This is a genomic window from Sporosarcina sp. SAFN-015 (assembly GCF_059415085.1).
Genome location: NZ_JBPFDR010000008.1, coordinates 144,111 through 166,264, shown reverse-complemented (window position 1 = coordinate 166,264; position 22,154 = coordinate 144,111). Strand labels below are relative to the sequence as shown.

General features: G+C 40.6%; 21 protein-coding genes. 4 read left to right on the top strand and 17 right to left on the bottom strand.

Annotated elements, in window-relative coordinates; genetic code table 11:
• Positions 1-5 precede the first annotated feature (5 nt).
• The 9 genes from ACR65H_RS14695 to ACR65H_RS14655 form a co-directional block, all read right to left on the bottom strand.
• Entirely contained in the window at positions 6-857 is an 852-nt protein-coding gene (locus ACR65H_RS14695; protein WP_440501260.1) for an ABC transporter permease, read from the bottom strand.
• Entirely contained in the window at positions 854-1,783 is a 930-nt protein-coding gene (locus ACR65H_RS14690) for an ABC transporter ATP-binding protein (RefSeq protein WP_440501217.1), read from the bottom strand. Before ACR65H_RS14690 ends, ACR65H_RS14695 begins: the two co-directional genes overlap by 4 nt.
• Positions 1,780-4,194, bottom strand: coding sequence for a DUF8725 domain-containing protein (locus tag ACR65H_RS14685; protein ID WP_440501216.1), 2,415 nt, complete (start codon positions 4,192-4,194; stop codon positions 1,780-1,782). The genes ACR65H_RS14690 and ACR65H_RS14685 overlap by 4 nt, the downstream gene beginning before the upstream one ends.
• A 79-nt stretch (positions 4,195-4,273) precedes the next feature.
• Entirely contained in the window at positions 4,274-5,164 is an 891-nt protein-coding gene (gene ccpC, locus ACR65H_RS14680) for a transcriptional regulator CcpC (protein WP_440501215.1), read from the bottom strand.
• Complete coding sequence (locus ACR65H_RS14675) at positions 5,151-6,638, bottom strand: MDR family MFS transporter (RefSeq protein WP_440501214.1); 1,488 nt, start codon at positions 6,636-6,638, stop codon at positions 5,151-5,153. The genes ccpC and ACR65H_RS14675 overlap by 14 nt, the downstream gene beginning before the upstream one ends.
• Positions 6,639-6,730: 92 nt before the next feature.
• Positions 6,731-7,168 (bottom strand): cyclic-di-AMP-binding protein CbpB, encoded by a 438-nt coding sequence (gene cbpB, locus ACR65H_RS14670; protein ID WP_440501213.1) that lies wholly within the window; start codon positions 7,166-7,168, stop codon positions 6,731-6,733.
• A 119-nt stretch (positions 7,169-7,287) separates the two neighbouring features.
• On the bottom strand, positions 7,288-7,524 hold the full coding sequence (locus tag ACR65H_RS14665; RefSeq protein ID WP_440501212.1) for a hypothetical protein: 237 nt from the start codon (positions 7,522-7,524) through the stop codon (positions 7,288-7,290).
• 68 nt (positions 7,525-7,592) lie between these two features.
• A complete protein-coding gene (fadH, locus tag ACR65H_RS14660) occupies positions 7,593-8,351 on the bottom strand; it encodes a 2,4-dienoyl-CoA reductase (protein WP_440501211.1) in 759 nt (252 codons plus the stop codon).
• A gap of 131 nt (positions 8,352-8,482) precedes the next feature.
• Positions 8,483-10,189 carry a putative bifunctional diguanylate cyclase/phosphodiesterase gene (locus ACR65H_RS14655; RefSeq protein ID WP_440501209.1) on the bottom strand — a complete coding sequence of 569 codons (1,707 nt, stop codon included), beginning with the start codon at positions 10,187-10,189 and terminating at the stop codon, positions 8,483-8,485.
• A 221-nt stretch (positions 10,190-10,410) separates the two neighbouring features.
• Between ACR65H_RS14655 and ACR65H_RS14650 the strand changes: the two genes are divergently transcribed.
• Entirely contained in the window at positions 10,411-10,872 is a 462-nt protein-coding gene (locus ACR65H_RS14650; RefSeq protein WP_440501207.1) for a YkyB family protein, read from the top strand.
• Positions 10,873-10,941: 69 nt separating this feature from the next.
• Here ACR65H_RS14650 and ACR65H_RS14645 read toward each other — a convergent pair whose 3' ends face one another.
• From ACR65H_RS14645 to ACR65H_RS14625, 5 genes are all read right to left on the bottom strand, one after another.
• A complete protein-coding gene (locus ACR65H_RS14645) occupies positions 10,942-11,847 on the bottom strand; it encodes an NAD(P)-dependent oxidoreductase (protein ID WP_440501259.1) in 906 nt (301 codons plus the stop codon).
• Between the two features lie 115 nt (positions 11,848-11,962).
• Positions 11,963-13,204 (bottom strand): hypothetical protein, encoded by a 1,242-nt coding sequence (locus ACR65H_RS14640; RefSeq protein WP_440501206.1) that lies wholly within the window; start codon positions 13,202-13,204, stop codon positions 11,963-11,965.
• Entirely contained in the window at positions 13,147-14,355 is a 1,209-nt protein-coding gene (locus tag ACR65H_RS14635; RefSeq protein WP_440501204.1) for a DUF58 domain-containing protein, read from the bottom strand. Before ACR65H_RS14635 ends, ACR65H_RS14640 begins: the two co-directional genes overlap by 58 nt.
• Positions 14,355-15,290 (bottom strand): AAA family ATPase, encoded by a 936-nt coding sequence (locus tag ACR65H_RS14630; RefSeq protein WP_440501202.1) that lies wholly within the window; start codon positions 15,288-15,290, stop codon positions 14,355-14,357. Before ACR65H_RS14630 ends, ACR65H_RS14635 begins: the two co-directional genes overlap by 1 nt.
• On the bottom strand, positions 15,277-15,486 hold the full coding sequence (locus ACR65H_RS14625; protein ID WP_440501200.1) for an aspartyl-phosphate phosphatase Spo0E family protein: 210 nt from the start codon (positions 15,484-15,486) through the stop codon (positions 15,277-15,279). Before ACR65H_RS14625 ends, ACR65H_RS14630 begins: the two co-directional genes overlap by 14 nt.
• A 185-nt stretch (positions 15,487-15,671) precedes the next feature.
• On the opposite strand from ACR65H_RS14625, the gene ACR65H_RS14620 reads away from it, so the two are divergent.
• Both ACR65H_RS14620 and ACR65H_RS14615 read left to right on the top strand, forming a co-directional pair.
• Positions 15,672-15,860, top strand: coding sequence for a YkvS family protein (locus tag ACR65H_RS14620; RefSeq protein ID WP_060210187.1), 189 nt, complete (start codon positions 15,672-15,674; stop codon positions 15,858-15,860).
• 124 nt (positions 15,861-15,984) lie between these two features.
• Positions 15,985-16,635 (top strand): hypothetical protein, encoded by a 651-nt coding sequence (locus ACR65H_RS14615; protein WP_440501199.1) that lies wholly within the window; start codon positions 15,985-15,987, stop codon positions 16,633-16,635.
• 88 nt (positions 16,636-16,723) lie between these two features.
• Here the strand turns inward: ACR65H_RS14615 and ACR65H_RS14610 are convergent, their stop codons facing one another.
• Positions 16,724-17,164 (bottom strand): MarR family winged helix-turn-helix transcriptional regulator, encoded by a 441-nt coding sequence (locus ACR65H_RS14610; protein WP_440501198.1) that lies wholly within the window; start codon positions 17,162-17,164, stop codon positions 16,724-16,726.
• 89 nt (positions 17,165-17,253) lie between these two features.
• Positions 17,254-18,675, bottom strand: a complete 1,422-nt coding sequence (locus ACR65H_RS14605) for an ATP-binding protein (RefSeq protein WP_440501197.1) — start codon at positions 18,673-18,675, stop codon at positions 17,254-17,256.
• Between the two features lie 205 nt (positions 18,676-18,880).
• On the opposite strand from ACR65H_RS14605, the gene ACR65H_RS14600 reads away from it, so the two are divergent.
• On the top strand, positions 18,881-20,632 hold the full coding sequence (locus tag ACR65H_RS14600; protein ID WP_440501196.1) for a B12-binding domain-containing radical SAM protein: 1,752 nt from the start codon (positions 18,881-18,883) through the stop codon (positions 20,630-20,632).
• Between the two features lie 47 nt (positions 20,633-20,679).
• Here the strand turns inward: ACR65H_RS14600 and ACR65H_RS14595 are convergent, their stop codons facing one another.
• Complete coding sequence (locus tag ACR65H_RS14595) at positions 20,680-22,029, bottom strand: TrkH family potassium uptake protein (protein WP_440501195.1); 1,350 nt, start codon at positions 22,027-22,029, stop codon at positions 20,680-20,682.
• Positions 22,030-22,154: the final 125 nt, after the last annotated feature.

Below are 22,154 nucleotides of genomic sequence, written 5' to 3'. Positions count from 1 at the left end.
CCTCATCACTTTAATCTTTTCATATTGACACGAAGTTTTTTAACTGCGATGAACAGCGCTACTGCAGTTAGAACCCCATAAAAAATCAAGTATCCAGCCCAGATCGGAAAATCGATATTTGTCATGTCTGAGATCGATCTGTTGAGCTCGGGCGACAAAAAAGTTGCGAATAATACCGCCGGATTGATCGAGGCTAAAAACTGCCCGATATATGACGGCGAAGTTACCGGAGTCCCCATATAGTTAAAAGCTTTCACTTGCATGACAATAATAAACAGAAAACCAGTTACTACCGAAAGGAAAAGCATCATACCGTATGTTGCAATCATTGAGACAACCGTTCTTCGAATTAATGTCGAAAACATGACGCCAATGCTACCGATTGCAAGCAATGTTACAAATAAGAAAAGGAATATTTTAACGAAATCACCAGGCGATATTCCTCCGAATAAAAAGACTAAGCTGTACACAGGAAGCCCCGCTACTATGAGCAGCAAAAGAAAAGCTACTGACGAAAGCATCTTTCCGGAAATGATTTGGAAAGAGCTTTGCGACGTCGTCAATAGAATAGGCAACGTCTGTTTCTCCCTTTCCGAGCTGATCGAACCCGCCGTCAAACCAGGGGCTGTAAACAATACGAGCCCTAGTTGGATATAGGAAAGAAATGCGAATAGGACAAAGCTTTGGCTCGGTCTGAAGTAAGAAGTTCCCGTCATATTCACCGTCAAAAAAATATACCCGAATACGAAAATACACATCGCCAACAGAAAGAAGAGGATGCCATTGAACCCTTTAAATGATCTGAATCTCAACTTCAACTCTTTAAAAAGAACCGGATTATTAAAATTCATCTTCAGTCGGCTCCTTTCGTAATTTCCATAAAGACGTCTTCCAAATTCGTAATATGTTCCATAAAGGAAACAATCGACAAGTCAGACAAGACTGCCCGTTTCAACATTTCAATCTGCTCCGTTTCCTCGCCTCTATAAACGAAGGAAATCCCTTCCCCGTCTTCAAGCTTTTCAATCGAATTGACAAAAGGCTGCTCTTCAAAAAACGCAATAGCCTCCTCAGTTTTACCCGCTAATCGGACTGTTATTGTCTTTTCACCTTGCAGTTTCTTTTGGATATCTGCAACCGAGCCATGCGCGATCAATTTGCCATTGTCAATAACTCCGATTTCATCACACATCTCAGCCAGTTCAGGCAAAATATGCGAAGATATTAATATCGTCTTCCCCATTCCTTTCAACGTCTTTAAAATATCACGCATCTCAATCCGCGCTCTTGGGTCCAGCCCTGATGCCGGTTCGTCCAATATGAGGACTTTCGGATCGTGAATAAGACATCTGGCCAAGCATAATCTTTGTTTCATGCCTCGTGACAATAAGTCGACATACGAATATCTTTTATGAGACAAGTTCACTAACTCCAGCAGCTGCGGAATTAGTTTCTTTCTTTCCTCTTCAGGAATTCCGTAGCTAGCACCATAAAAATCGAGATATTCATCAGCTTTAAGCTGATCGTAAACCCCGAAAAAGTCAGGCATATAACCAATCAGTTTCCGGATTTCTGCTGGCTTTTCCCGCACGCTTACACCATCGATGAGTACGTCACCAGAAGTAGGCTGCAATAATGTCGAAACAATTAGGAACGTCGTGGATTTACCAGCACCGTTTGCACCTACAAACCCAAATACAGTTCCTTCATTCAACGTTAAGTTCAGATCATCGAGTGCTGTGAATTGGCCGTACTTCTTCGTTAAACCTATAATTTCAATCATTTCTTCACCTCGCCATGCAGCTTGATTTCAGGAGGTTGACCTTCATTGCCATGTTGTTTATTGAGAAACTCCAATTTAAAAGTCACTTTTCCATCTTCGGTTATATAGTCATCAATTGAATCCAACGTCAATTTCCTTTCGGATTCAAGTGAATCATAGCTCTGCGTTTTGACATTCCAAATCTGCAAAGTGTATAGCTGCTTTTGAATTTTTGAAATATCCATCGATTTCCATACCGATACTTTTTGTATTAGATCTTCCGGCACTTGCCACCTTTGGACATACGTGTCCTCGTCAAAATAATACATATTCGCCGCATACCCAATTTGGTGCGCCTGTATATTATTTACTTCTGAGATAAGGCTCATCGACATCATTTCCGGATCTACAGTAAAGCTATCGCTAAATTCGACTTTCGGTGCGAACGACTGCGATAGCATCGTTAAGGAATCTATTACAGCTTTTGATTTTTCAAGTTCTATCGGCACGAGTTTTGTATCCGCATACCCAATGAGGGCAGGCATGGAAGTGTTGCTCATAAACTCACCAGAAAACGTTATTAGACTGTCTTTTCTCATTTGTAACAGATCATCCGTATTCGTTGGCATATTCCCCATATACATTGTGTTTGAAGACCTTTTCCTAATTAAAGTCGATGTCTTCAACTTTTCATTTACCTTCAACGTTTCTCCAGGACCTACATCTCCAACTTTGATTCGACTCGTCCCCGACCAAATCGCAAGTTCTTTCACTGGGAATGGAAAGTTATTTGTAATTTCACCTGTCAATTGTTTGTCTTTAACGGTCAATGAAATATCGAAATTTCCGATTGCGTCTAAAGTTGTTTGCCCATAGACAGTCGCAACATCCCAATAGCCGATGTCTCGTAAATGCAAGTTCGAACCTGTTGCACTTCTCTCAAGTACAGCACGTTTATGAGAATTGACGCCCATTGAGGATGGACCGAATAATCCCATGGAGTAAGGGGTGTATGTTGACATTGTCGTTTCTTTTGGTGCTGAAAAGACAAAGTCTCCTGCCTTATTCGTCAAAATCGATTCAACGAAATATCCGTTCAACCTTCCGTCTTGTTCAACTTCAAATACAGATGTTTGCTGAATTTGTGCTTGGCCGATGCGATCACGTGCGCCATAAGCGAATATGAAGATTGATACTGCAACAGAAATGGCAGGAATGATCCACCATGCATGTTCCCGCTTATCTTTTCGTTTTAGGATAATATATAAGACCGGGATGATAATAATGATGTAAAATATGATTACACCAAATAGAAATGGTGCGGATACTTTAAAAGAAGGGAAAAGTTCATTTGAATTTCCGATTGACCACCGTAACGATTCCATAGGATCATTGTAATAAGGCATCATGCCGTTTGCGATCATCGATTGAGTTGCCGTATCGAGTATGTTTTTCCATACCGCTGGTGCTCCATGCATTTTGGAAAATGGTTCATCCCCTACGGAAAAAGCAGTTTGCAAAACGAGCCCTTTGCCAAGCTGTTTAGAAGCAGCAAGGATATCCGCATCTTTCGAAAAAATAACTTTCGAATCAGGATTTAAAGCAGCTTTTGCAATTGTAATTTCTTGATTGAAATCTTCCCTAGACGTCCATTCATTTAATACTTCAGGATTAAGAGCTTTCTTTCCATCCAATGCTAACGGTAAATGTTCTGCAAATGCACCCGACTCTGCCATCAAATGATCGGAGCCACCAAAAACGATAATGCCTCCCGAGCGCACCCAGTTGACTAAAGCTTGCTGCGTAGCTGGCGACATATCGGCAATCGGATATTCGTCAATGATTATTATATCCGTCGGTCCCCACCCTGCTGCTTCCTCCAAATCCAGCGAAGCAATTTTTGAAACATCAATCAATTGAGTACTCGGATAATTCGTCAGGCGAAACCCTTTCAACGCAGACAATCGATCGATGTTGTCTGTGAATGCGGTGATGATTTTTGTATCGTCGTGATACATGGCGACGGTAATTTGCTGAGTCCCCTTATGATCGATTTCCTTGCCTTTTTTCCATCCACCTTCATAAAAGAAGATAGATTTGTTGTTCATGCCATACATATTGTAATCGAACATTTTAGGATTGATGAACGTCACAGTTTTTGATTCGCCCGCACCAATGTCGAGCGGAAAAACTTCCCCGATACCAGACTCATAAGACTGCTGTGTATCAATGACCATGTCGCCGCTAAAAGCGGAAGTTCCGTTATTTTCGATTTCAACTATGATAGGTGCACCTTTTCCAAATTTTGCTTTCCCGTCAAAGCCTGCAGTCACCTTTACTTTCAATTCAGGTGCGGCTGAAGCTTCTATTGTCGGCAGGAATAAGCAAAATACAAACATGGCGATTAGTAACCCCCACTGTTTTTTCCACATAATTGATTCCCCCAATTGGACATCGCCAATATTCTGTACCTTTCTTAATTAGTACGTAGCAAAATTAGGAAAGTTCCCGTCACTTCAATTCTTTTCTTAATTTTTCGGCATGCATGTTAAGTACTTCAGTAAAAGCACTCACTTGCTTGAGTTCAAAAGTAGAGTCATAGCCGATCAGCCATGTATCCCTCGTCAATTCGAATTCTTCTTCACTATTCAGCAAAGGAATTTTATTCACCTTCTCATCTCCTGCCAAAGTGATTGAAGGTAATATCGCATAACCAATTCCATTCAAAGCGAGTTGTTTGCACGTTTCAATCTGGTCAACTGTAATTTGCCTCTTCGGATATTGTGAAAAATGGCGTTGCCACCATCGTTGAATTTCCATGTAGTAATTGGAATCACTTTTAAATTGAATAAACGGTCGCTCAGTTTCCACTAATTCATCAATTGAAGTAATTTCCTGGTCGACTAAATAAAGACGGTCTCTAAATAGATATGATTTCCTGCTTTTCCAATCCACCTGGCCACGAACAATTCCAATATGCGCCTCTCCTTCATAAAGCGCTTTCACAATTTCCGAACTCCAACCTGTCATCAATGAAATTTTCGCATCCGGGTACATGCTTACAAATTCCTTCAATACTTGCGGCAGCCAAGTCTGTCCGACGATGGAAGCGCAAGCGATTTTAAGTGTACCGTGTACTTTATCCGCAAGAGATGCTATCATCTCGGCAGTTTCCTCTTTTTTCAGGATTGTCTCTTTTGCGAAAGCAATGACAAGCTCGCCTGCAGGAGTTGGCTCCAACCCTTTTTGAGAACGGATGAACAACATCGTTCCCCATTCCTTTTCAATCGTTTGAAGGCGTTGTGACAAAGCTGGCTGTGATAAAAAAAGCCGTTCAGCCGCCTTGCGCATATTGCCTTCCTCCGCTAATGCTTTAATGATCTCTAATTCAGTTGTCGTCATGACTAACCACCTTTCCTCTAGGTATCCGCAAGATAAGTAGTAAGCTGATGACTGCAAAAACAAGTACAGCCACATACACCCATTGCAAAGAACCATCGAGCGCGTGTTGTAAGGTATTCACATTCGAAGCAGGTAAAGTAGACCTCGCTTCTTCCGTCAATAAAAGATTTATATCATTCACTTTATAATCAAGATTTCGCTCCCGGAAAGAAGATAGTAATGATCCGTTCAAAACTGCTCCAAAAATTGCCGCCCCTATTGTATTTCCGAAGTTTCTCATGAACATGTTTGCAGCAGTCGCCGAACCCCTTTGTTCGCGGCTGACGGCGCCTTGAATGGTTACGATGAATGATGTGCTCGTCAATCCCATTCCGATTCCGACGAAAAAGCTTGAAAATGCAGCCCATAATGGACCAGAGTCACCTGTCATCCATACGAACATGAGTGAACCAAACACTAAGGAGATGCCTCCAGCAAACGACACAGCAAATGTTCCGAACTTGATCAACAAATGCCCGGCAACAGAAGAAGCGATCGGCCAACCGATTGACATCGCTGTCAATGTAAAACCAGCAATCATTGCAGTCTGTTCCATTACACCTGTTACGTAAGTGGGTAAATATGAGGAAACGCCGATAAGAATGACACCGGTTGTCAATGAAACGAGATTGGCATAAAGAATTACAGGGTTTTTCCAAATGTGGAAAGGCATCATTGGATCTTCTGCTTTCTTTTCCACCCAAATGAATAGCGTAAAGAGCGCTGCGCCTAAAATAAGGAGAAGGAGACTAATCGCTGAAGAACGACTAAAGGATTGTCCACCTTCAACGAGCCAAAATAGGATGATAGATAAAGAAGTCGTCAATAAGACTGCACCTTTAATATCGATTGCCGCTTTTCTGTCAGATGCAGGTTCATGTAGGAAGAAATAAATACCGACCATCGCTAACAAACCTAGTGGTACATTAACCCAAAACACGTATTTCCAATTCCAATATTGAACAATGAGCCCGCCGATTACAGGGCCGGATACTGCTGAAATGCCCCAGACGCTCGATAAATATCCTTGTATTTTAGCCCGCTCTTCTGTGGAGTAAATATCACCAACAATCGTTGTCGCTATTGGCATAACTGCTCCTGCACCCAAACCTTGGATCAAACGAAATACAATAAGCTGTTCCATCGTTGAAGCAAACCCGCAAAGAATGGAACCGAATAGAAAAATGGATAAGCCAATAAAAAATATAGGTTTTCGCCCGTAGAGATCTGCCAACTTGCCATATATCAGAACAGTAACCGTACTCATAAGCAAATATGCAGAGAAAATCCAGCTATATCTTGAAAACCCACCAAGCTCACCAGCAATCGCCGGCATTGCCGTCGACACGATTGTCGCTTCAACTGCTCCGACAAACATCGCTAGCATGACTGATATTAGGACAAGTGGACGATTTGTTTTTTTATGTAGTTTCATTCATATTTCCCCTCCCACAAAAAAAGCCAAGAAATAACAAAAGGCCCCTATTGGAGCCTTCTATTCAAGGTAAAAACCTTGTGATAACATCATCATTTCATGTAAAGATATTTTTTGAATTCTTTTAGTATGACTCTTCTCGTCAGTATACCCGCAAATGTGCCGTCTTCTTCAGTGACACATAGGAAAGTGTGATTAATAAGCAAATCTAATCCTTTTTGAAATCTATCGGTTGTTTTAATAGCAGGGATATCAGTTTGCATAATGTGATCGACTTTCAAATCTGCTAGCTTTTCATACTCGATCCGTTCCAATCCTAAGATGGAATCTGTAATCATACCAATCCCTAGCAGTCCCCTTAAATGGTTCTTTACATCAATGACAGGTATTGCAGAATAACCGGTTTTCGTCAGAACGAGAAGGGCGTGTTCCGCGTTATTGCCGACTTGCACACATGCCACTTTTTCAGCAGGAATAAGATAATCTGCAATCGGCACCTGAAGAAAATCCCTGTTATTTACAGAAATCATTGAAAATCTCTCCTTCTGATCATAAGCTGTCATAACAATTCTACAATCCTATCATACCATAAGAGGCAGTGAACATCCCATTGAAATATGTAAAATGAGCAGTAGTAGAAAACCTCTTCCTAATTGGAAGAGGCCCAGTAAAAGAAAATGACAAACAAGATGAATAGCGACACTACACCGATAACCCAGATGATTGGGTTTAAGGAAAATGGATGGTCTTCGACTGCTTCCGGTATTTTATCATCCATTTCACCGAATGATGTGGCGGCAATTGCATCCCATTTTCTAACTGCTTTCCATCCGATTACACCGCAGATAACAAAAACAATCGCTATCGGAATAATCCATATAGCCATTTGGGATCATACCCTCCCTTTGCACGAATTGAAACTAGGATGTGCAAGTTCGGGAATAAAATACTTAATTAAAACGGATACTGATTTAGCCATTGGCCGCCATCTAGTGTGACGATTTCGCCGTTCATGTAGGAGGCTTTGTCTGACATGATGAATGCGGCAAGTTCTGCGATTTCTTCTGGCTTTCCTACTCGGCCAAGCGGGACAGAATTAATCGTCCGTTTCACGGCTTCTTCGGATTGGAATAAACGTTCTGCCCCACCTGTTCGCTCAATCGGACCTGGTGCTATTCCATTTACCCTGAATCCATATTTGCGTCCCCATTCGACAGCAAGAGTACGCGTCAATGACATGACGCCTGCTTTTGCTGCAGCTGAGTGAACGACACCAGGGCCTGCATCCCAGGCATAAGTTGCTAGCATGTTCAATATAGCGCCTTTTTGTTCTTTTTTAATCCAATAGTTGCCTACTGCACTTGTACAGAAGAAAGTTCCATTTAGAACGATATCAATGACAGCCTTCCAGCCATTTGGAGAGAGTTCTTCTGCATGAACAAGAAAATTTCCTGCAGCATTGTTAACGAGCCCGTCGATTTTGCCGAACTTTTCGTCTGCAAATTCAACCATTCCTTGTACATTCTCGATATTACGCACATCCATCTGATAAGTATGTGCACGTTCCCCAATTTCTTCCCTTGCAACTTCTAAGCGGTCAGCATCACGTCCGGTTATAATGACATGAGCGCCTTCATCGGCAAATTTCTTTGCCATGGACTTCCCCATCCCGCTTGATCCGCCAGTTACGATGATTACTTTGTCTGTATACATGACAATCCCCCATTTCCAAGTGAATGAATATTCACTCATAATTGTATCATATTTATCTTCGCTAAACGACTACTTAAAAGACTTCCTTTACTGAAGCTCATTCGCCTCGGTGAAGGAAGTCTTATCATCTACTATGCAAAATACTTTTCCACGATTTCGGAAGCCGGAATCGCTTTGCTGAATAAAAAGCCTTGCGCCTTATGGCAATCCGCTTCTTTTAAAATCTTCGCTTGTAAATCCTTTTCCACGCCTTCCGCGATTACTTGCATGCCGAGACTGTGGGCAAGATTAATAATTGTCTTGGCGATTGCCTCATTCTTTTCATCAAGTTCAATGTCTTTGATGAACAAGCGGTCTATTTTAATAATATCAATCGGATATTGTTTTAAATAGCTAAGTGAGGAATATCCCGTTCCAAAGTCATCGACGGAAATCGTCACTCCGATTTCCTTTAATTTTTGCAGCGTTGAAAGCGTGTCCTTCATGTTCATCAAAGCAGACTCTGTTATTTCAACTTCAAAAGAGGACGGCTGGATTCCATTATTCTCGATGATTTGTTTCGCTTTCTCTGCAAATTCACCAGTTTGGAATTGCTTTGGAGAGATATTCACCGCAATACGGACAGGCCGGAACTGCTTGTTTTGCCATTCCTTCAGCTGTGCACATACTACTTCCAACACCCAATCCCCAATAGAATGAATGAGCCCTGATTCCTCTGCTATCGGTATGAATTGAGCTGGTGAGACAAAACCAAACTTCCTATTATTCCATCGTAAAAGTGCCTCAAAACTATCGATTTCACCTGTTTTCAAATTTACTTGTGGCTGATAATGTAGTTCGAGTTCATTGAATTCGATTGCCCTGCGCAAGTGGGCTTCCATTAACGCTGTATCAGTGAAGCCTGTATTCATTTCTTCACGATAAAATCGATAATGGGAACGACCGCGTTCTTTTACGAATCGAACCGCTTGCTCTGCTTTTTGAAGTAATTCTTCCAAGTTCTCGCCATCATCCGGATAGACCGAAATACCGATTGAAGAGGAAATGAAATACTCTTGATGCTTGAAGTAGAACGGCTTTGTAAAGTCACTCAAAATTTTCTGTGTAAGTTTCTCAGTTATCTCAATCGATTGGTTTTGCAGTAAGATGATATACTCATCTCCACCATTTCGATATAATTTCCCCTCTTTTGGGCAAACAATCTTTATTCGCTCTGCCACCATTTTCAAGATTTCGTCGGCACCATTTCGACCAACCGAATCATTAATTGTGTTGAACCGGTCCAAATCTAAATGGATTAACGATAGCTTTGCATCACTTCGGGAAGCATACTCAGCGTCAGCTTCAAAGTGTTCCTTCAATGCCCTGCGATTCCATAAACCTGTCAATTGGTCATGATAGGACAGAAATAATAGTTTCTCGTTGTTTTTTAGATGAAATGAAGTATCTCTTAATATTAAATGGATCTCCCGTATTTCTCCTCGGACAGTAACCGGAATCGTTTTGATGTAGGCGGATAAGTATTGCCCTCTCTTATGGAAAAACTTAATCCCTTCCATTTCAATAGATTCCCCGAGATATGCACGGGATAGGAATTTTTGGAATTCAACAGTTTTGTCTTCGCTGATCAAATCAATAACAGCACGACCTGACAATTCTTTCAATCGGTAACCGAAAGCTTTATGGACGGCAATATTCGCATACGAAATTCTACCATTCCGATTGATTGTTATGATTGGGTCCAAATTATGATCTATGACAGACATATACTTATGTTCGTATTCCAATCTTGCTTTCCGCTCCATCATCAATTCATCGTGTAGTCTGTTATTGTCCATGAATGCCTCCATGCATGTCGCTGCTCCTATGTACAATAATTTTGTTTATAGATGCCGAAACAGATTTTTCTACTTTATTTTACAAGTATACCTTTAATTTCGACAAAAAAATAGCCGTTTGCAAATATTTCGATTTTCTTCGAGTGAATTGCTTTGAAAAAGTTTTGAGAACCAGTATGATAAACGTAAGGAAAATCCAATACGAGAAGAGGGGGAATCAATTGAAAAAAGAAGATGAAGTACGACAACTTGCCATTGCCATATATACAGTGAACAGGCATGCGAAGACAGCAACGAATAATCGTGAGCTTTATACATTAAAAAACAAAGCCATCCAGCAGCTTCTACAGTCGGGAGATGCAAAAAAAATCGGCTTGCATTTCGTTGAAAATCCTCAGCTTAGCCAGCAAAGCTCCACTGTACTCGTGAAGTGCAGCGATTTCCTCTTTCATACCTTACCGGAAAAAGGCGACTTCACGTCCCTTCCTCATTTAGGCATACAAGACCAAACTTTCCGCAATCCGCAAGAGCGAATGAATTTGAATACAGCTAAAGATTTGTTGTCTGATTTTGTCGGAGTACAAAAAGTGTCGACAAGTCCAAAGAAAAAAGCATTTGTCCCGAAGCGACGAAAAGTATCCAACACACAATCTTTCCGTTCATCCTATTTGGACGGAAAATAACACGACATAAAAACGGGCTAATTCATCCAATCAACTACTGATTGGATGGATTAGTCCGTTTATCTTCAGTTATGCTCGTTTGTATTGCTTATATAATACTTGCGTTCCTTTGTCTCCATAACCTTCTTCGACAAGCTCATTATACATTTTTTTCGCCAATTGTAATCCAGGTAATGATAAATTCATTTGTTCAGCTTCTGCCAAAGCAATATTCATATCCTTTAAGAAATGTTTAACGTAAAAACCAGGTTCAAAATCCCCTTTGATCATTCTAGGGGCCAGGTTTGATAACGACCAAGATCCTGCGGCGCCAGAGGAAATGGATTCGAGAACGGTGTCAGCATCGAGACCCGCCTCTTTTCCATATGCTAAAGCTTCGCAGACGCCAATCATATTAGTCGCAATAGCAATTTGATTGCACATTTTTGCATGTTGGCCGGCACCAGCATCGCCTTGGTAGACAATTTGTCTTCCGAACACTTGCAATAACGGAAGAACTTCTTGGAAAGTCTGCTCAATCCCGCCGCACATAATCGAAAGTGTTCCGTTTTGCGCTCCAACATCCCCACCTGAAACGGGAGCATCGATTGAGGAAATTCCCTTCTCTTCAGCATCAGCAGCAATCCGGATTGCCAGAGCTGGACTTGATGTCGTCATGTCAATGAAAATCATTCCTTGTCGTGCATTTGCAAAAATCCCATTCTCTGAATAATAGACTTCCTCTACATCGGACGGGTAACCAACCATCGTCAATACGATGTCCGCATGGGCAGTTGCTTGTCCAGCTGTTTCAGCCCAGTTTGCCCCTTGTTCTACGAGAGATGCCGCTTTCTCTTTTGTCCGTGTGAATACAGCCACTTCATAATCTGCTTTCAATAAATGTTTAACGATACTACTGCCCATAACACCTGTTCCAATGAATGCAATTTTCTTTTTACCCATTTTAACCCCTCCAAGTTCACTCTCACTATCCATTATAAATGTTTTGAACAAAAAAAGGAGGACAGATCCTATAATAGGGTCCGTCCTCAAAAGGGGGAAATGAGAATGTTGCTGTGTTCAATTATAATGTCCCCCGTTTGAAAACATCTTAAACCTCTTTTTTTGAAAAAGTTTTTTTAATTTCTTCAAGCTCTTGAATAAACATAGAATGTTCAACTTCTGAAGGAGTTCGCGAACCATATCGTACATCATTATATAATGCTAAAACCAAATCTTTCTGCTTCCAGCCCATCCGTGAGAACCATTCTTTTACAGTTTCCCCGTGCATTCGACTATAATTATACGTTTGTGCTTCCTTCTCGAATTGCTCAAATGACTTCCTTACTTCATCTCGTGCAGACGAATAATCATACAACAACTGACTTTGCTCTTTAAGTTTCTCCTTTTTTCCTTTAAACGCGAAAGAGTAGTTTTCCATTTTATCAACTTCTCGCTTCTTCCCTTTTTTCCTAATAAGGAAAAATGCGATGATGACCAAGATGATAACTGCAACTGCCAAAGTAGTGTATTCGAAAATAGAAGAAGTATTACCATACGTAGTTAACTCATCTTTCATTTCAAAGTCAACATATCCACTTTCTTGTTCTGCAATCTTTTCTTCAAGACGTTCAGCGCCTGTATTGAGAAAATCTATTATGGGCTCCATCGCTTTTCCGAAGATCGTAAAGACACCACCAAATAGAAAGATGAATACACCTATTATTGCTCTCCTAACAGAATCTAGTGCAAAAAATACAACAACAAACATGAGACTACCGAGCCCGACAATATATCCGAAAATCCTTCCTGCTTCTCTCACCTGAAAATTGCCCAACTGCCTACTGTTCACGGTAATTGATACCATGCGGATGAAAAAGTAAAGGAATGAGGTAAGCAAATACAAGTATATCTGTTGTTGCATCAGTGTCTCGGGATTGTTATAAGAGAAAAAGAGACGTGCCAAGAAATACAGGACAACGAACACAATCGTGTTGACGGATAAGAAAGGCCATCCGTGAATACGCGACCCATTGAAATTCGCCTGGATTCTCCATAGGACATAGACGAAGAAAAGGAGAACATTCATGAATGGCGCGTTCATAAGCAGCAAGGGTGCCGTAATGACGATTGCTAATCCTACACCGAATCCTAAGGAATAGTCTCGATTGTAAAATACGAAAAAGGAGATGACTCCTCCGATGATTGAGATGATCAGCCAAATATATGGCATAGCAGTTCCAACTTCCCCTAAAAAGAAAATGAATAAATAGGATAGAAGGAACATTTCGACAATTATACGTTCAGAGAGGTTAAATCGGTTTCGGTCTTGTTCGTATTTTGTTTCTCCCAAATCCTTTCATTCCTTTCATGGGAATTATCCAAAATGACTTCATAACGTTTTACCCATTGTTTTGCGAGAGCCTTAACCCTGTCATTTTCATGAGTGATCAATACAACTGTCTGCGAAAGTTGTCCCGAGATTTCCATATGTTGCAGCATGTCCTCGAAACGTAATTTGGCATGCTTATCCGAAATTTTCGCTAGCATGACCATCAATTTTTGGAATTGTACTTTACCCGATCCGCTCGGCAACAGCAAATAAGGTTGTGCCCCGAAACTTCGAATGTTAATAGCAACGGAGTACGGAATATTATTTTTCATGCAGTAATCCGCATATGAAACAAGTTGTTCCACTTTTTTTTCAAAGTCTAAAAACCCTCTATCTTTTTCAATCGTATTCAGCATTAGAACGACGCTTTGCGAGCTGACCGGAAGAAATTCTTTTGTTTGCAACTTCTGCATCCTCGCACTTGCAGTCCAATGAATTTGGTCGAACCGATCCGTCGGTACATAATCTCTCGTGCCGATGGGTTGGAATGCATCCATGAATAGCGATTGTTTTTGTTCAGTTTCCCCCGGTTTGTAAGGCGAAGATTTTAATTCCCTACCTAGAGGAGTCACTCTTGGATAAACTAAGCTTTGATAATAAATCGGTTCATCCAACTCCATATTGACAAATCCGTCTCCAAAAAGGTGAGGAATTTCAAGCATTACTCTTGTCACTCTCGACAATCCCCGTTTTTTACCTTCAAGAGGAATTCGTATTTCCACTTTTTTATTACTCCCAATTGCAAAAGGTACAGTTAAATCATATATACCACTATAATGTTTTTTGTGATCAGATCTTGGCGCAACCGCATCTTCAAGCGATAGTGTGAGAGTCCCATTCCATATCGGAACAGGGCCATTTTGGAAGTCCATGACAAGTTCTTCGCCTTCCCCAATCAAAATCCTTTTCTGTTTCGCACGGAATTTAATTGAAAGGTCCTTTCCCACTTTTGAAAAGTAGATGTTTTGAAAGGCAAGCATCGCAAAAACCGCAGCAAAACAAGCGGCAAGCCATACTTGTAAGTAAACGAATGCATATATGAAAAAAACTGCGGTGATCGCCATTCCCTGATGTATTGATCGAAAGCCATGTTCATAACGTATCCACTTCATTAGACCGTCGCCTCAAGTGGCGCTGTGATGGAATTCGTGATCTCATCCAGCACTTCGTCGATCGTTTTCGTCAGTACCCCTTCCGTCGAAAGTTCCATTCTGTGCAAAGCTGCTGGAGGAAGAATGTTTTTGACGTCATCCGGAGTGACATAATCTCTTCCTTCAATATAAGCTTTCGTCCGGGAAGCCTGTAATATTGCAAGAGCTGCACGGGAACTTAATCCTAGCTCCAAAAAAGGATGCTCTCTTGTCGCTCTGACAATTTTTAATATATATTTCTCAATATCCGCATGGACTTTCACTTCAGCAGCTTCAGCAGCCCATCTACCGACAGTTTGCGCATCGATAATCGAATCGATAATAATCTGGCCAGGGTTTTTGCCGTATTGCCGTAATATTTCATGCTCTTCTTCAAACGACGGATAATCAATATTCAACTTAAACAAGAAACGGTCCAACTGAGCCGCAGGTAATGGGAATGTCCCTTGCTGCGATTCAATCGGGTTTTGCGTCGCGATAACCATGAACGGTGTCGGCAAGGATATCGTTTCCCCATCAATCGTCACTTGCCTCTCCTCCATCGACTCCAACAAACTTGATTGCGTCCTCGGAGTCGCCCTGTTTATTTCATCTGCCAATAATATGTTTGTCGATACAGGACCGGCCTTCAGGATGAATTCCTGTGATTGCGGGTTGAAATAGCGAATCCCAGTTACATCTGACGGCAACACATCCGGTGTAAATTGCACACGTTTGAACTCACCTTTGAATGCATTCGCAAAGCTTTTAGCCATCATCGTTTTTCCGGACCCAGGAACACTTTCAAGCAATACATGTCCTTGTTGCAATAAGGCGATGAGCATCAAGTCGAATTCTTTCTCTCTACCAATAACCGCTCCATTCAACTCATTTCGAAAGTCATTAATTGTTACCATAGAAACCCCTTCCTCTCTTTTCATCTAGCCATTCCATATATTCAGGCATCCGTTCACGAGAATTATATTCATTGATTAAGCTATCGAGCAGTTGACTAATTTTTAAAGTTTCAGTTGAAGATATGCCTTTTTGCCCAGCTACAATTATCAATTCTTTGCGCGTCGATTCAATCTTGGCTTCCAAATTCTGATTCATGCGCAATACCTCCCGAGAGTAGATATACCTAAATTACAATTATACATGATTCTATACAAAAAAAGTAATTCAATTTACGACATTTTCCGACAAATGAAAACGCTTTTTTTAGACTGAAACACTTTACGTAGAAGACTTTTTCAGGCAAACTATAAAAGATAATCTGTTTAAGGAGCTGTTTGATTATGAAGATCGCAGAAGTTGGCAATATTATAGAGTTTAAAGATGGTTTACAAGGAATTGTAGAGAAAGTGAATGAGAACTCCGTAATCGTCGATTTAACATATATGGAAAACTTCGATGAACTGGAACTCGAGGAAAAGACTGTCGTTAACCATAAACGCTATACGATCATCCATGGCAGTGACGAATGAAACGTTTTTGACCTTCAATCGTCCAATACATTGAACCCGATTTAGTGGAGTATGGGATACCGCTGAATAGTAATTGGACCAATCGGGTATGTAATAGCGTGATTAATGAATAGGAGGGTTTTCAATGAAATTTAATTGGAAAATCGTTTGCACTGGGTTTGCGGCTGCGTTTCTCCTTGCAGCTTGCGGTACCGACAATGCAGATTCTAAAAAAGGAACTACTCCGGATAATGAAGAGCAAGCCGTCGATGAGACAAACGGAAGCTCGACAGATGGCACTTCAACTGATACTGGAACAGAGGCCGGTTCAAATAACGAAGATGCCAATGAAGCCGCAGACAATATGGCAGACGCTGTATTGACGAAAAGTGACGCACAGCAATTTGCGATAGAAGTTTTGCCTGGATATACGTTGACAAGTGAGGAGCCTGGTCGTGATAGCTTGTATGCTGACGATAATCCTAATGCATTCATGCGGATTGAAACGCAACCCGCCGAGGATGGAACATATGATTATTTAGTGGACAACATGCAAGAAGTGCTGAAAGCGGCAAGCAATGGTGAAGAAGAACCTGAAAAATTGACAGATGTTTATACGGACGTTGCGGATAAAGGAATCAAGAATGCCAAGGCGTTCAAGGTAGATACGGAATCAGGCCCTGTGACTGGGATTGTTTTCGAAAAAGATGGCATGATTGTGAGACTTACTCTGTTTGACAATGCAGAAGAAGAATACAATGATGACTTCTTGAATATGGGACAGACAGTACAATAATCGGATGCCAACCGTAGTCAAAACGTGTGGTTTTACAAATAACAACGCCGAACAGGTTATGCCTGTTCGGCGTTCTCTATGCATGAAATTATGATAAGTTCTTTATAGATAGTCCCAATTTCCTCATCAATTCAATTGCTGTTTCCTGTTCCGTCTCCGTAAGGGCTGACATTAATTCATTGATTTTCTTTTCGTGTGAAGGAAAAATTTCTTCGATCAAATCCTTGCCTGCAGTTGTGATGGACATATATGTGATCCTTTTATCTTCCGTGCAATACACGCGTTCAATAAGACCTTTTTTTTCAAGCTTATCTACTACATATGTCATGGAACCGCTGCTAAGCAATATTTTCTGACCAATTTTTTGAATCGGCTGCCTTCCTTTATGATATAAAAGCTCTAAGACAGCAAATTCAGTAGGGTTCAGCTTATAAGATTCTATCAGTTTATTCGCCTCTTCCAGAACAACTTTACTTGCTCTTGAAAGGACGATGAATAATTTCAAAGCACGTTTTGTATCGTTTTCCATTGTTCGGATCCACCTTTTATTTTCCTGTCAGCGACTCGACTCGACACTATTATATATACAAATGGTTGAATGTGTCAAAACGAATTGTTTCAAGAGACGATGGACTGTTGGCTTTTCAAAGGACTTTCTTTAACTTTAGGAAAGTTCAATATGAATTTCGTGCCGACACCGACTTGACTTTCTACCGCTATCGTTCCACCATGATCTTCAACTGTTTTTAGGACGAAAGGAAGTCCTAATCCCGTTCCGCCGGGTTTCGAGCTGAAAAACGGCATGAACACTTGATTCACTTGATGGCGCGTCATCCCTTTTCCTGTATCCGTTATGGCTAGTATTAATTTCCCGTCAGCCTCTGAAAGATGAATGAAAAGTTTGCCACCAATTTGCATTGACTCTAATGCATTTTTAAATAAGTTCAAAAGGACTTGCTTTATTTTATCCGAATCGCCGAAGATAAGTGGATTACTGTTCAACTCCGTCTGCTGAATAACTTCAATTCCTTCCATAACCGCTTTCGGAGATAGTATTGAAACCATGTCTCCAACCAATACTTCTAATGAAAATGCAGATTTCTTTTTTTTCGAAGGCTTTGAAAGGACTAGCATCTCCCCAAGAATAGATTCCATTCTTTCGATTTCATCCTCGATGACAGAAATATATCGAATCGAATCCTCAGTTGCCGACACTTTGAGCAATTGCGTAAAGCCTTTTAACGTTGTAATCGGGTTTCTTATTTCATGCGCTATACTTGCCGCAATTTGTCCGACTGCGGATAATGAGCCTGAATGGGCCAACTGAACTTGAAGGTTTTCTTTTTCGGTAGCATCCGACAATTGAACGATAAACATATTAGTATCACTATCATAGTAGGTTATAATATGATAATATCTTATATCGTCCGGTGATCTTTGATACGTTGTTACAGATTGAATGCAACCTTGGTCCTTAACCTTTTCAAAATAAGTCTGAAGCGGTTCACAGTTGTCCGGATTTACAACGGCCATCACAGTTTCAATGTTTTGACCGATAAGTTCATCTCTCGTTTGATTGATAAACACAGTATGCATCTCATTTACATCAATTATTTCTCCATGCGGATCTACGAGCAGCATGAAATTAGATGATTGTTTGAATGCATTATAATAAGTTTTAAGGGATGGTATCTTGTTCATTCCAGGCACATCGAACATAGCTATAATCTTTTCGATTTCCGGTATATAGATTAAATGCATCTGAACTGAACTATTTACTTTTTCAATGAGATTTATTTTAATGATTTCCATCATCATATGTTCAGATTTTCCTGCTCGCTCAGAAAATCTTGTCCAGTCATGCATGGAAGCCGGATCGATGATTTCATTAATATTCTTTTTCTTTTCACTATCAAAATGCATTTTAAATGGTACATTCTCGGAATAGATGTCTCCATTAACATGCAAAATTATACTTGGTCGAAAGTTGTCATCCATTAGAAACGACACACTTTTCCTTATTTTATCGAAATCACTCAATTTGATACCTCCTGTGCCTATTACCAAACAGTATGTGAAACGACAAGATTTCATGCAAACTTTAATTTTTCAACCTAACTTTAATTGAATAAAGCATCTCCAATTCTGATTATTTCATATTATCAGTCGTAATAAAATAGTATCAAAAGACTAAAATACAAAATAGAATACTTAGTAAATAGTATTATAACAGAGGAGACTACATATGAGTATAGTCCTAACAACATTAAACGCTAAATATATTCACACGAATCTCGCTATTCGGTACTTGAAATCATATGCAATGCCCGAATATGAGCCGATTTTAGCAGAATATACGATTAAAGACCCAGTACTAAATATTGTATCAGATATTTATCAAAAAAGACCAAGTATTGTCGGATTTAGTTTGTACATATGGAATATTGAGGAGTCCATTAAAGTAATACGCATCTTAAAGAAAACAAACCCGGAATTGGTAATCGTCGCCGGTGGGCCTGAAGTGACCTACGACTTTGATAAATGGCTGGAAAAAGTTCCGGAGATTGATTTCATTGTCATTGGCGAAGGAGAGCGGACATTTAAACAACTTCTCGATTATCATTCAGGAAAGATCGGTTTACATGAAGTGCAAGGGGTCGCCTATTTGGAGGATGGAAAATTGAAGTCGACAGCTCCCGGAACTAAGCTTGATCTGCGTGAGCTACCATCGCCTTTCAGATTTCCTGAGGATGTCCCCCATCTCGGCAATCGGGTAACTTATATAGAAACGAGCAGAGGCTGTCCGTTCTCCTGTCAATTCTGTCTGTCTTCCATCGAAGTCGGCGTTCGTTATTTCAATCGCGAAACTGTTAAGGACGACATTCGATACTTAATGAAAAACGGAGCGAAGACGATAAAATTCGTCGACCGGACATTTAATATTAGTCGGAGCTACGCTATGGAAATGTTCCAATTCCTTATTGATGAGCACTTGCCCGGCACCGTCTTCCAATTTGAGATAACAGGTGATATTATGCGTCCAGAAGTCATCAACTTCCTGAACGAGAATGCACCTGTCGGCCTTTTCCGTTTTGAAATCGGAGTACAATCGACGAACGATTTGACGAATGAACTTGTAAAACGAAGACAGAACTTCGAAAAACTGTCCAGGACTGTCAATATGGTGAAAGAAGGCGGGAAGATTGCGCAGCATCTTGATTTGATTGCAGGGCTTCCTGAAGAGGATTACAATTCATTTAGAGATACATTCAATGATGTGTTTGCAATGCGCCCTGAAGAGTTGCAATTAGGATTCCTCAAGCTGCTGAGAGGGACAGGTTTACGAATTCAAGCTGAACAATACGGATATACGTATATCGATCAAGCTCCATATGAAATCTTATCCAATAATGTACTTACATTTGATGATATATTAAGAATCAAACAAACTGAGGATGTGCTTGAAAAGTACTGGAATGACAATCGTATGCCGCGGACAGTCGAGTATTTAGTTTCAAAAGTGTTTGATACTCCGTTCGACTTCTTCCAACAGTTTGGAACGTTTTGGGAAACGAGAGGTTGGTCAAGGATCGGCCATCAGCTTCAAGACTTGTATACAAGGCTTGAAGAGTTCTTGCTCGAATATGGAAAAGTGGATATGAATATCGTTAGAAGCTTAATGAAAGTCGACTATTTGGCTCATCATACATTCCAGCCACGACATATTTGGTGGAAGGATGAGATTGAGCCGGAGACATTGCTAGATATTGAGCGGTTGATTTTGGACGATAAAGAGTTGCTTGGCAAAATGACAACGCCAACACGACTCACCGAAAGAAATATTCGGAAACATACATTCATCACCCCAATCGGAGTACGACCAACGGAAGAATATGAACATGAGTTTACAGAAGAAAATGGCTACCTCGTCACTTTCTTCTGTAAAGGGCAAGCGCCACAATTCCATTTTCTACAAACCGAAAAAAGTATGGCATGATAAACAAGAAAGCATCCTCCCTATTTGAATAAAGGGAGGATGCTTTTTCATCCGATAATAACACGTTCTTTAGGATATGCGTAAGGTTTTTTATTCGTTTTTCCTCCTAACGTATAAAGGAACGAAATGAGACCGACACGCCCTATGAACATGAGAACCATAATAATTAATTTACCAATCACCGATAAATCCGATGTAATTCCAAGCGACATGCCGCACGTACCGAACGCGGAGGTGATTTCAAACAGAAGTGCAACAACAGGAACATCTTTTTCAGTAATAAGTAAAATAAGCAATGCAGTCATGACCATTACAGCTGCAAGCAAGATGACTGCGTACGAACGGTATACGTCAATAAGCTTAATTTCACGCCTGAAGATATTGATGACATTGTTACCACGTGCAAAGTTGATAAGGAAGAGGAGCGCGATGGCAAAAGTCGTCGTCCGTATCCCCCCTCCTACCGAACTCGGCGAAGCACCGATGAACATTAAGGAGGAAATGAAAATATCCGTGGCATCGCTAAATTGTGTAATATCGTAAGTTGTCAATCCAGCGGATCGCGAAGACACTGAATGGAAAAGAGATGCGAAGATCTTTTCATGCCATGCGAGTCCTTTGAAGGAGTTGAATGATTCCAGTATGAAAATGAGCAAAGCTCCCCAAAGAAGCAATAGCCCAAATGTGACAGTAGTAATTTTCGTAAACAGGGAAAATCGGAAATTCGGCACTTTTTTTGAGAAGAAGCTCTTCACTTCAATAAGCACCGGGAAACCGATTGCGCCAAGAACAATAAGGATCATGATGACGGTTTGCACAAAGTAATCATTGAAATACGGGTGCATGGATGATCCGGTAATATCAAAACCGGCATTCGTCGTCGCGGAAACTGACATGAACATACCGTTTAACAATGCTTCACTAAATGAATCATAATAATTCATGATATACATTGTTAAGATGATTCCACCTGTAATCTCTATTAAAAAGATGATCCGGACAATTTGCTTAATGAGTCCGACGACTCCAGCTAGTGAATATTGGTTATGATCAACCATGATCAGTTGACGTTCGCGCAAGCCGATCCGCTTTTTAACTAATAACCAGAAGAATGTTCCGATCGACATGATGCCAATCCCGCCCAATTGCAGAACGAGCATGAGCATACATAACCCGAAAACTGAATAGGTGCCACCAATACTAATAGGTGTTAAACCAGTGACACTGACAGCACTTACTGCGGTGAATAGGCTATCTATAAAGCTGACTTCGACGCCAGGTAAATAGACGCCAGGTAAATTCAACAAAAGAAAGGAAAATCCGATCGCCAAAAAATAATAAAAGACGATAACTTGCGCAGGTGTAAAACGATGTAGATTTTCCCTAGTGAATTTCATATGATCAGAACCTTTCTACAAAGAGGGAATCATCTTTTCATTTTAGTGAATTTCTAAAGAAAAAGAAAGAAAACAACCCAAAAAAATTTCGACCGGTACAATTATCATGTACCGGTCGATTCTTA